This window comes from Nocardia sp. SYP-A9097, assembly GCF_009649815.1.
GTDB lineage: Bacteria > Actinomycetota > Actinomycetes > Mycobacteriales > Mycobacteriaceae > Nocardia.
The window spans coordinates 25,345-37,264 of the sequence record NZ_WJIC01000048.1; the positions used below are offsets into that span (position 1 = coordinate 25,345).

6 protein-coding genes are annotated in these 11,920 nt (G+C 65.3%); 1 reads left to right on the forward strand and 5 read right to left on the reverse strand.

The genetic code is table 11. The annotated features are described in order from the left end of the window. Positions 1-464: 464 nt before the first annotated feature. The 4 genes from GFY24_RS38965 to GFY24_RS38980 form a co-directional block, all read right to left on the reverse strand. On the reverse strand, positions 465-1,685 hold the full coding sequence (locus GFY24_RS38965; RefSeq protein ID WP_153810145.1) for a hypothetical protein: 1,221 nt from the start codon (positions 1,683-1,685) through the stop codon (positions 465-467). A 281-nt stretch (positions 1,686-1,966) separates the two neighbouring features. Next, a complete protein-coding gene (locus GFY24_RS38970; RefSeq protein ID WP_194853197.1) occupies positions 1,967-3,754 on the reverse strand; it encodes a serine/threonine-protein kinase in 1,788 nt (595 codons plus the stop codon). Between the two features lie 683 nt (positions 3,755-4,437). Continuing rightward, entirely contained in the window at positions 4,438-4,614 is a 177-nt protein-coding gene (locus GFY24_RS38975) for a hypothetical protein (RefSeq protein WP_153810147.1), read from the reverse strand. A gap of 143 nt (positions 4,615-4,757) precedes the next feature. Then, a complete protein-coding gene (locus GFY24_RS38980; protein ID WP_153810148.1) occupies positions 4,758-5,132 on the reverse strand; it encodes a hypothetical protein in 375 nt (124 codons plus the stop codon). A 351-nt stretch (positions 5,133-5,483) separates the two neighbouring features. Between GFY24_RS38980 and GFY24_RS38985 the strand changes: the two genes are divergently transcribed. Further along, on the forward strand, positions 5,484-5,624 hold the full coding sequence (locus tag GFY24_RS38985; RefSeq protein WP_153810149.1) for a hypothetical protein: 141 nt from the start codon (positions 5,484-5,486) through the stop codon (positions 5,622-5,624). Positions 5,625-5,673: 49 nt separating this feature from the next. Here the strand turns inward: GFY24_RS38985 and mobF are convergent, their stop codons facing one another. Beyond that, positions 5,674-11,229: a MobF family relaxase gene (gene mobF / locus GFY24_RS43245; protein ID WP_153810150.1), complete on the reverse strand. Its 5,556-nt coding sequence runs from the start codon at positions 11,227-11,229 to the stop codon at positions 5,674-5,676. Positions 11,230-11,920 lie beyond the last annotated feature (691 nt).

Below are 11,920 nucleotides of genomic sequence, written 5' to 3' on the forward strand. Positions count from 1 at the left end.
ACAGATCAGCAGATGTAACAACCCTATACAGGTCCAAGGCCCAAAGAGAACGGCGCAGAGGCGAACCCAGGATCTGCTGATCTGCCATGGCATCTGGCGTAAATCCGTTGGAACAAAACGAAATTCACCCCGCTGAGCCGAGGCTCACCGCCGCCCCCGACCACGAGGCGCTGAGGGCGAAAGTGGTCGCACGGGTGGTGCGTCTGCGGGCAGTCCGCGGTGAACCGTCCGACCAAGGGGTGCAGTTTCTGGAGGTTCCGTCACGGCCTGCCCCACCACATCGCTTGCAGCAGACCGGCGATCCGTCCCGCACTGCCCGTGGATCTCGCACCGGTCCACCACCGAGTGTCATGGTTCCCGATGATCCCGTGCCAACTCGAAATAGCGCTAGTGGCACGGGAAGTCGCGCACTTGGCACAGCCGGTCGCCCCACAGGGGTCTATTCAGCGGCCGCCACTGTGGGCTCAGCCCACCGCCTTGCCGACCCACCGTCGCAGGCGCGAACCGAACGTCAGCGTCGGTCTGCCGGGTGTCATCGCCAGACCCGATCCAGGCTTCCGGCCCGGTGGTGGCGAGATCCTCCACGATAGCGGGACACGGTCACCGATCAGCAGATCCGCCCACGCCTGCGCATCGAACAACTCGTCTCCCAGGCCCGTCGCCGCCTGCAGCGCGCCGGGATAGACGCGGTCATAGGCGCGATTGGCCTCGACCGCATCGGCGGGCGCGAACAGCATCCACTCCCCGACCAGCCGGGTCGGCAGCCAGGACGCCAGCCACGTGAACTCTGGATCGCCGGCCACCTCGAGCAGCCCGCGCTCGCGCAGCCCCGCCCACAGTGACCCGTACCGCGCGAATCCCTCCCCCAGCACGCCCTCGGCCGGGCGATCGGGATGATCGACCATAATCAGCTCCCGCGGCAGCGGGCAGGTCTTCACCAACGCCATCAACGGCAACCCGAACACCCGCGCGAAATGCGCCCGATGCGTCCCATCAGCCCGGCACATGTACACCGGACCGGCCGGACCCTCGACCCTCGTCAGCTCCACCAGCTGCAGCGTCCAGCCCATCGCGAACCCCTCGACCCACTGCTCGAACTCCTCCTCGGAATCCGCGGCCAAAAGCGTCTCGCAGAAGCCATCCAACGATCGCCGACGCTTCTCCATCCGATCGAACACACCCCAGGTCCGATCCAGGGTCGAGATCACCGCCACCGGATCCACCCACTGCAGGCACTCCGACCGCGCCTCGGCCTCCCGGGCACGCCCACAATTGCGCACGCCGGCCCCGTGAAACGCCGCTACCTGCCCCACCTGTGGAGCCGCCGCGTTCACCGGGGCAAGGCATTCGGCCAGCCACGCCCGCCGTTGCACCGGATCGGCCGGAATTCGAGACCGCAACTGCAACAACGCCTCTCGCAGCCGCGTCAGCTCTGGGCCGTCCGCTGCTGCACGCAGGCGCTCCTCCCACACCTCAAACTCGCCGTCGTCGAGTCGGCCCCACCGCAACCGCTCAGGCTCGGCAACGGTCACCGTCGAGACCTCTGGGCCGACCAGCTCGGATTCGGCGACGCCGTAGCGGCGCAAGATCACCGCCATCTCCGCGACCGTGGGCGACCAGCCCCGCACGAACCGGCCATCGGCCAACCATGCCTCGAACACACCCCTGCCGTCACGCGTGATCACCAGACCTCCACCCCTGCACTCGAATCCAGGAATCTGACAGAGGCGAGTATCCCCGTCCTGGCCGGGCTAACGCACCCTGTACCGCGACCCGACCACCCCCCCATCGACCCCGTCGAACACCTGCGCCTGATAGAACGCAAAGCCGCACTGCTGGAACGGATCGCGAGCGAAGAGTGCCGGCCGGAAGCGCGCGTGCAAGCCGCCGAGGCCTGCGCCCTGGCCGACCGGCTACGTGCCGAACAACAACCGGAGCCCGCTGCACACCAAGAGCTTTGACCGCTTCAGCTATCGGATTTGGACAGCTGCTCAGGCAACCAAAAAGTGGTGGCGCGATAGTGCCATAGTTCGGCTTCGAACTCTTTCCCCTGCGCGGCGGACAGGCCCGCGAGGTCTTCCATAGCGGTGTGGTCCCCGTCGTTGGCGGCGATTCGGCACCAGTGCTCGGCTTCGTCAAGCTTTCCTCGCTGGACCAACAACTCCACCAGCGAATGCACCCCTCCGGAGCTTCTGTCTTTCTTAACGATGTGGCGGTACCACTGCTCGGCTTCGTCGAGCTTCCCCTGCTCAATCAGCAGCTCACCCAACGTATAGCGTGCGTCTGGCACATTCATTTTGGCGGCCTTACGGCACCACAGCTCGGCTCCGGAGAGGTCACCGCGCTCTCTCAGCAGCAGCGCGAGTTCATACATGGCCGTAGCACCGAGGTGGCTGCGATCAATGCGGCCACCGGCGTTGGCGGCGATTCGGTACCAGTGCTCGGCGGGATCGAGTTCCCGTCGGAACCAGTACAGCACCCCGAGGTGGTATGCGGCGAGAAGAACCGTATCTCGGCGAATACGGCGTTGGAACCGGTCCCGGTACGCACCCAAGACTCCTGTTGTCGGTTCCTCGCTCGCGATGATGCGGAGGCACCAGGTTGTCGCTTCGGCGAGTTCTCCCTGCTGCGCCAACAGGTGCACGAGCGCGGACATCGGGCCAACATCGCCGGTCGTGTAGATCTTGTTGAGGAGCTCATCCTTCCTGGCGACAAAAAGGTGAGGTCTTGACTTTCCCAGAAGCGGGTCGCCCGCTACGTCGACCCAGAAATCCCGAAAATCCCGAGGCTGGCCGCTCCAAGGTATCGGCGTGTCCAGACGATGTGGCGCCGACTGGGGTACCGGGCGACCTGCGGTTATCGGGCTCCATGGCCCGGATATCCGGGCCATGGACGACCCCCGCGGCCGATCTTTGGCGATGGCGTCCGGGTTGTGTTCGGTGTTGGTGAGTGCGCGAGTCAGCTCCGCGATCAAATCCGCGCACGAGCCATAGCGAGCGGCCGGATCCTTCGCCAGCACGGTCGCCATCACCACATCGAGGTAACGGGGCAGTTCCTGGCGGTACTCGCGGGGCGAGGGTGGGTTCTTGTGCAGATGTGCGGTCATCATCGCCTCGGGGCTTCCGAAATCGAATGGCGTACGCCCGGTGAGGAGTTGGAACAACGTGCAGCCCAGGGAATAAATGTCGCTGCGATGGTCGATGCCCTCGGCACGCAGGAATCGCTCCGGCGCCATGTACGCGAAGCTCCCGGCGATCTCGGGGAAGGTCAACGGTGCCCCGAACACCCGCGCGATCCCGAAATCAGTGAGCATCGCACGCTCACCATGGCGCGGATCGTGCTCGAGGAGTAGGTTCGCGGGCTTCACATCACGGTGCAGCACCCCGTGACTGTGGGCGTAGTCCAGGGCATGCGCGGCATCGGTGACCAGGTGCACGATCCGCTCGATCGCCAGACCGCCAGGTGAGCCGGCCAGTATCCCCGCGAGGTCACCGCCCCCGACATGACGCATCGAGATCCACAGGTCCTTCTCCTCCGCGCCGCTGCAATCGAAGACCTGCACGATATTCGGGTGATCCAACCCCGAGGCCAGTTTCGCCTCGCGGGTGAACGCGGTCCGCGCCTCCTGGTTGGCGGTGAAACTATCGTGCAGAACCTTCAGCGCCACAGTGCGTTTGAGCCGCGGGTGACGGGCCAGATACACCGACCCCATCCCGCCGGCACCGAGCTCGCGTTCGATGACGAACCCGGCCACTACCGACCCCGCCCGTAACGGCATCTTCCCTCCCACCCCGTCGCGTTCCTGCCGAGCATGCCGCAACCGTCGCCGCCGCACACACGATTACGATCGCGATCTGCGTTCATGCGTGGTTGCGTTCACTCACGAGTACCGGACCGACCTTGGCGAACGCTTACGCACACTTGACGAACGCTTGTGTACATAGAGACGATCGACCGGTGCGGCCGCGCGTTCGATCTCGGAAGACCCTGCGCGGCAGCCTGTTCCGCCCAGATAGCCATGGCGACCGGTGAGGGCGCAGCGCAGACCAGGACGCCGATACCGGCGCCGAGGGCGCCCGAAATTCCCGCCAGGCCCGCACCGTGCCAGCTGATCGGAATCCGTTGCACAGCAAGGCTCCCCTCACCCACCGACACGTTCGCCTGGATCGCGCCGCGATCTGCTCGTGAACATGCCCCCGAATCACCACGTGTGGAACCGATTTCGGGAAGGCACGTGGTGCACGGTGTCGGAGGCCCCCATCGAACCGACAGCGACCAAGCCCGCGCCGACTACGAACACAACAATCACGCCAGTCCTCGAAACCAGCTGGACGGCAGACGTGTTCACCTCATGCGCCTGCACTTGTCAACACCAGGAAGCGTCGAGTTGCTCTCCAGTGCTCCGGGCGCTGAATCCGCCTTGATTCCGCTCGGATTTCACATGCCGTAGGCGATGCTCCGCTGGACAGGCTCTCCAGTGGCCTGGTCAAACCAGCGTGTTTCGACCAGGCGCCCGGCCCGGTCGCGATATTTGACCATCGTGACACGGTCGCCCACGACGGGCTGCGCGGCGATCAGATCGACGTCGACCGGGCTGTGCGGGTTGGCGCGCATCGAATCCTCCCTGGGTGGTAGAAAATTCTCTACTCAACCACGCTAACTCCAGCCCACGACAAAGATTCCGCCTGTTCACCGCCTGCAGAGTGGGCAGCTACCCTCTTCTAGACTTACGCCCGCCAGTTGGCACCGCCGATCAGCTACAGCTCAACCATCTGGTGTGTCGTCGGCCGCCACTCCATGCTCCGATGATGAGGAGCCTGCTCCCGATGCATGATGGCCACTCCACCGTCGTGAAGGTCACGCACGGCGGCCGTGACTGGACCCCGCAGCCGCTCAGGAGTATTGCCCACCAGTCTGGCCGCGGTCCCGAACCGGCAGAACCTCAATCCGTCCTCGTCGTCGTAGACGCTCATCCAGCACGGCAGACCATCGCCGTCGTCGGACAGCTCCCGCCGCCCCTGCGAGGTCTCCACGACCAGCACCTCACCGGGCAGTAGATGAGCCAGCAGAAACGCCGACCGGTTGCCCGGCAGCGAGGCGTGGAAGACCGCGCGTGCTTCGTGTTCGATCACGAACCCAATTCTCTCCGAACAAGCGGGCTCACCACCGCTCAACTCCCCAAAGTTGCTGAACGCTGGCGTCTTCCGCCATTGCTGCGCCTCGACCGTCCACGAAGGATTCCTCACCAGTCGAGCGGGGTGCGGCTATCGATTTTTTTCGACCGCTCGATGTTGTCGGCGAATCTGTCTTCCAGACTGCGCATTTCGCGAATCCCGTTCTCTGGCGGGGCGCGGATTAAGACCAGTCCCAGGGTAGTTGGGGCCACCTACATCCAACCCGCCACGCCGAGACGCGCCCGGCTGTGAGTTCGAGCTCCGCCACGGAGGGGAACCGCCACTGCCTTCGCCGCGTCAGAACAGGGCATGAATGACTCCATCGATCGGCAAGCCCTGATCGACGCTGGGCTCGACCCCGACGACCCCGAGGTGTGGGAGCAGCAGCAGCGGATCTCGGATCTGCTGCGGTGCTATGGAATTCAGCTCATCGAGTGGGATTTCGACTAGCTAGGACGACACTCGGGTGCAGTCCATGCGGTACGGCCGCAGTCCTGTGTCACAAATCAGCTCCTGGGCCGGTCGCATCTGTACGCTCGACTATCTCGGTGCCGATGTCGGTCGCGGGGATCTCGACTTCGATGCTGGCGGCCGGTTTCCGGAGACGCTGTTCGGTCTTTGCCGCGTCGGTGGGGAGGTGGGAGCGGCGCTGCTGTTCGTGCTGGAGTTGGTCCAATTCGTCTATCAGCCAGTCGTTGTTGGGGCTCGATGATGTGTCGGGTTGCGGCTGGGCGGGTCCGTAGAGAAGGGCTTCGGTATCGGCGAGCGCGAGTCGGCGGGTGATGTTGTCGACGCGCTGAGCGAGTTCGTCGTCGGCAAGCAGGCCGAGAGGATTCGTGGTGAGATCAATGGCGGTGACTGGGCATGCAGGGGGATCCGTCAGGTGTTGTGTGACCCAGCTTTCGATCTGCGCGCGGATATCGGAGTTTGGTGCGCTGCGCCAGTCACGGCGCAGCATCGTCAACGCTGTGGGCGTCGGGTAGAGGACAGCGATGTGTGCGCATCGCGCCGAAATACGCTCGTGCGGTTCGTGGTCGGGGATTGAGGGGGCGTTATTGTCGCGGCATTCGCCGCACAGGCCGTCGTCGCCGCGGCGGCCTGGCGGTGGCGCGGCGTCGAGGACTGCTCGTTCGAGACCGCAGTGCACACAGTCGAATCCGCGGGTGTCGGGGATAGCGGCGAGGTCGTAGTCCAAAGGCTGATGGCGCGGGCGCGGGTCGTATGGGCGCGGGTTGTAGTAGCGGTGGGGCACGCCTTCCGGCAGGGGCAGATGGTGGGGCGCGGCATCGATTTCTGCGCTCGTATCAAGATATTCCGCAGTTCCCTGGACGGAGGCGATCTCGTCTGCGGTGCGCCGAGGGCGAGCCGGCGTGTCATCGATGCGAGGTTCGTGGTCGCGGGCGGCGTGCACGGTGCTGGATGGTCTGCTCCCGATATCGGGGTTGTAGGTGTGCGGGTCGGTGCGGGGGGTGGCCGCTTCGATGAGCGCTCGGTGCTGAGGGAACTGTTGGGCCGCCCACCGTAATCGGGCGGCGGCGACTGGGAAGCTGTACCGGTAGAGCGTGGCAGCTACACGGTGAAGGATATCGAGTTCGGCCTCGCTCGCCGCCTGGGAGGCAGCGGCGAGGGTGTCTTTGGCTTCGCTGACCCGGCCGGCGTGGAACAGTGCGGCGACAGCGCGGAAGTCTTGTGTGATCGCGTCGTCGGTATCGCGATGGTTCGCTGGGGTCGGTTCGTTGAGGTCCGAGTGCTCGTCGTTGTGGTCGTCAGGGGGCATGCGTTTGTCCGAATCTGGTCCTAGGCTGGAGTTTTCGCCGCGCTCAGTGGCGGTTGTTGGGGATGCGGTGCCGGGGTGCAGTAGTGCTTCGATGCGCCAGGCGAGTGCGGTCGTGTATTGGTCTGGTCGTGGTCCTGGGTCGTCGTGTTGGGCTGCGGTGAGCAGTTCGTGGGCGGTGTTGAGTAGCTCGCGTGGATCCCAGCCTTCGGCGGTGCCGTTGTCGACCGCGGCGACCAGTCGCGGCCAGGCGGGGCTGGTGAGGACGGTGTCTGTGAGGGCATCGCCGAGTAGCTGGTGAAGGTGGTCGGTCCAGTCGGGCCGTAGGTGCGTGGCGCCGGTCGTGGTGTGCAGTGCCGAGGGGTCCAGGCCGAGCCGGAACCATAGTGCGGCAGCGGGCATCTCGTCGGGCAGGGGTCGTTCGGTTGCGGCGTGGGTGAGCAGTGTGTCGATGTCGAGTCCGGTGCGGGCGGCGGCGTCGAGTTTGTCGGCCAGTTGGGGCCACCAGGGGTCCTCGAGTACGCGCGCGTCGAGGCGTTTCGCCAAGGGCGACCACATGTTGATCGCGGTGTGGAGGTCGCCGAGCACGTCGGTGACCCGCGCGTCCAGCAGCCGCTGATGATCGTGCTCACGCACGGTGAAACCTGTTGGACCCGTGGGGCGTAGGTCGGTGTCGACGGTGTGGCGGCCCGCCCGCCAGACCGCGAGCTCACCCAAGAGTGGGTCGTTGCCGAGAAACGGTGTTGCCCAAACGGGCGCTGTCGCGGCTGTCCAGCTTCGGGTGTCGGCGCGGATTTGGTCGGCGAGGTGGGTGATCAGTCGTGCGCGGGCGCGCAGATGTTCGGACACAAGGCCCTCGGGCAGATTCTGTGGCAGCGCCCTCACCCAGGGCAGCGGCTGGGTCTCGCGGGGATAGGCGTGGCTGGTGTCGAGTCGCCAGTGCAGCACGGCGGCAGCGTCGGCGGCGGTGCTCAGCTCCCGCGCGGCGAGCGCGGTGGCGAGTGCGTCACCGGGATCGCGGCCGGACAAGGTGATGAGAGACAAGACTTCCCGTAACGCCAGGTAGGCGGGCGAGTCGGTAAGCCCCGACCACAGCTGTTCGGCCCGAGCATCGAGAGCGGTCAACTTCTCTGCGCCGAGTGCGTCCTCGGCGGCGAGGGCGAGTGCGTCGTGGTAGGCATCGATCGCGTGGCCGAGGCGCTGGTGCGGGTCGAGTGCGTCGCGTAGTTCGGTGTGCGCGGAGCGGTTGGTGTTGTCTCGGGCCAGGATTCGCTGCAGGACTTCGACAGCGGTGCGGGGGAACAGGCCGGGTTCGGTCCAGAAGGAGGCTTCGCTGCCGTCGATCGCGGTGGTGACGTAGGCGTGGTTGGCGGTGGCGCCGCGGGTGAGGGCGACGTAGAGCTGGTTGCGGGATTCGCCGCCGTTGAGCACGACGTGGCAGGTGTCGGCGGTGATGCCTTGGGCGGAGTCGATGGTCATCGCATATCCGAGCCGGACATGCTCGCGTACATATTCGGCAGGGAGCACGGTCGTTTCGCCTGCGCGTCGACCGGACCGTAGATGGGTGACGGTGAGAGAACCATCGGGCTCAACGTCGGTGACGGTCCATCGGTAGCCGTTGCGTACCCAGTCTCGTTGGCCCAGGCGCAGTCTGGGGTTGTTGCGGCGGGTGCTGATAATGTCACCGACCGATGCGCGCAGTCCGTCCGCCAGGTCGGCTTCCTTCCCGACCGTGGTGTCGCTGCGGGCGATTCGGTCGGCGCGGGCTTGCTCGTTGAGGCCGGAGACGATGTCGTTGGTGGCCGCGAGCATCACGGTGTCACGGTCAGCGAGTTGGTCGGCGATCCATCCGGCATAGGCCTGTTCGCGTACTGCGGCCGACGATCCTGATCGCACTCGCTGGTGGTCGAGGTAGAACCCGAGGGTGCTCGGATCACCCTCGCGCAGTGCGAGACTGGCCGAGGCTTCGATGGTGGAGACGAAGCGCACGACCTGAGTCAAGGTCGACGCGCGTGCGGCATCAGCGGTGTCCGCTGCCGAGCCTCCGGCTTCGATAGCGGGTAGTTGGTGGTCATCGCCGAGACAGCGCACCGCCGCCCGACGGTCGAGAAGAAACTCGAACAGTGCCAGCCGTTTGTCGTCGCCGAGGCGTACATGCTCGTCGACGATGACCAGTGTGCGCGTATCGATTTCGAGCACCCATTGCGGCAGCGACGGCGGAAACGGTCGATCACCAGCCGAGCCCACCGTGGAGGGAGAGTGTCTACGCAGGACGTCGAGGAGTTTGTCGGCGGTTTCGGTGCGGGCACCGATCGCGTCACCGAGCACGGCGGCCGCGGCGGCGGTCGGTGCCAAACCGAGCACGGTGCCGCCGTCAGCGCGCCAGGCGTCGGCCAGTACGCGCATCGCGGTGGTCTTTCCGGCGCCAGCGGGTGCGTTGGTGGTGGTGATGAACCACGGTGATCGGGCGAAATCGGTGATGACCGAGACCTGTCCGGCGTTGAGACGACGTCCGGTGTTGGTGGGGTCGGCGTGGTACGCACGGACCGCGGTGTCGATGTCGTGGTCGGTGAGGGTGTGGGCGCCGAGCCGCAGTGACAGCTCGATCGACCGGTTGGTGGTGCCGAGCCGGTGCGCGGTGGTGTAGGTCTGGGTGCCGGCGCTGGTGTAGACGCTGGTGTGATCGGCGCGCTGATATATCGGGGGAGTGTCGCCGAGGACGGGCTCGGTGGTGAGGTCCGGATCGCCTCGCGAGACAACATGCTGAGGCGAGAGTGCCTCGGCCACAACGACTTCAATCGTCGTGGCCCACTGATCTGTGCTCAGGAGTCCGCGCAGTTGCCGTTCGGCTTCGGCACGGACATGATGCCACTGCCAGCTCGACCGCTCCCCGGACACCGTCGCCACAATGCGACGCCCGATATCCGCGATCTCGGTGGAGGCGAGAAGGCGGCGCGGTGCGGGCTTGTGAGACAGGATGGTAGACACCGTCTTCGACAGCAGCTCGGGTGAGCCGAGAACCGTTTCGGCTTGCCGTCGCCAGTCGGCGCGTTGCTCGGCCCACGCTCGCGATCGGTGCCGGGCGGGCCGGGTTTCGAGGGTGGCGCGCTCGGCGAGCGCGAACATCTCCTTCGGCATCGGTTCCCGCCCGACCTCACGCTCGAACTTGGCGGCAAGGGTATCGAGGCGAGTGGTGATCGCGGCATCACGACGGGACCAGTAGTCGATCAACACCAGTGGCACACCGTCGATTTCGCGGATCGGGCGCTTAGAAGGGTCAGTGCCCGACCGTTCAGCGAACGACACAGCGAGGTCGTGTTCGAGATGGTGTTCCAGGCGGGTGTTGTAGATTTCGCTGACTGTCACCATCAGCCGGTAGATGACCGCGGCGTCGAGGGTGAGCCAGCGGCCATCGTGTGTGCGCACCCGGTTGGCGATCAACATGTGAGTGTGCAGATCGGGATCCCCGCAGCGTGATTCGCGGTGTACGAACCGCGCGGCGACGATCCCCTCGACATCAACCTGCCGCACCCCGTTCGCGCCCAGACGCGAGTAGATCGCATGCTCTTCCAGCCAGGTGACCGCGTCGTCGATTGCTTTGTCGTGCGCGGCGGATATCTTGTCCGAGACCGCTTTCGGGGCGATCGCCCACAGCGCGGACACGCTTTTGACCGGGCTGAAGGTGATGTCGAATCCGGCGACCGCGGCCGATTGTGGGCGGGAGTTCCGGGCCACCCATCCCGATAACTCCCGTGCGTCCAGGGGTGCTCGCCCGATCATGTCGGTGAACATCGTGGTGGCGATACGGCTGCGGATCCGGGCGCGGACATCGTCCTCGATGGCAGTTGATCGGGGCAGCCCTTGTGCGACATTGTGTTCGGCGAACGCCGACCCACAGCGGTCCCGAAACTCGTTGCCGCCCTCGTACACCCGAAACGGACGCCCCAGCTGGGTGGCCTTGTCCGCGGCGCGCAGCGCGTCCTTGGGTTTGGCGCCAGCGGCGATCTCGCGGTCGATGACCGTGGTCTCGATGATGTCGGCGTCGGGATGGCGTCCTTCGCCGAAAAGGCTCTTCATCTGCGCTTCGGTGACGAGGTCCCCGCCGGATAGACCCAGCGCGAAGAGGCCGTTGCCGTGCCATCGGCCGGGTGATTCACCCCGCGCCGAGTAATAGTCTGCGAGTGTCCCCGGGCCTCGATCGGTGGAATCATCCGCGGCAACTTGCCGCAGGTAATACAGATAGCCGTTGCCGGCCAACACTTTGTGCAGCGTCGCTGTCACATACTCATCGAAACCCCATGTGGCAGTTAATGTCTACAGTCGCAACTGGTAACAGAATTGCCAGTTTTGTTGTTTTCGCTGGTCGTTACAGAATTGTGTCCCGCTATGCAAGAGGTCTGATTGGCGCTAATAGGAGAAAGGAGGGATTGGGGTGTGGGAGAAGAATAAAGATAGGTGAGGAGGTGGGATTGAGAAGGCGTGGGGGGCTGTCAGGGAGGTGGGCGAGATGGTGAGGGTGAGAGATGGTGGGGTTCGGCAGGTAAGAAGGGGGCTGCTTACCTGCCGATATCGAACCTGAAGGCGGTCAGCGGGTTACCTCGCGCGAGCGACAGGACTGCTCGGGGGACAGGTGACATGGATCGGAGGGTTCAGATCGATGGGCAGGACATGGAATAAGGCGTACGCGGCGCAGTAGAACGCCGTGAATACGAGGATGTAGAGGATCGTGGTCCGCGCGATGAAGGACAGGGTGGACACGATGTGGCTCCTGCGTTGACGGGAAGAGGGCGGGGTGGTGGCCGGTCCGCCGCGGGAGTGGACACCACGGCGGACCGGAGATCGGAAGTGCTGGAAGGTCAGGCGGCGTGCTCGCGCGGGGCGGGCACGTCCAGACCGATCCAGACTCGGCACTGTGTGCAGAGACTGTCGGTGTTGACGGCGGTGATGCGCGTGCACGCATCACAGCGACCGG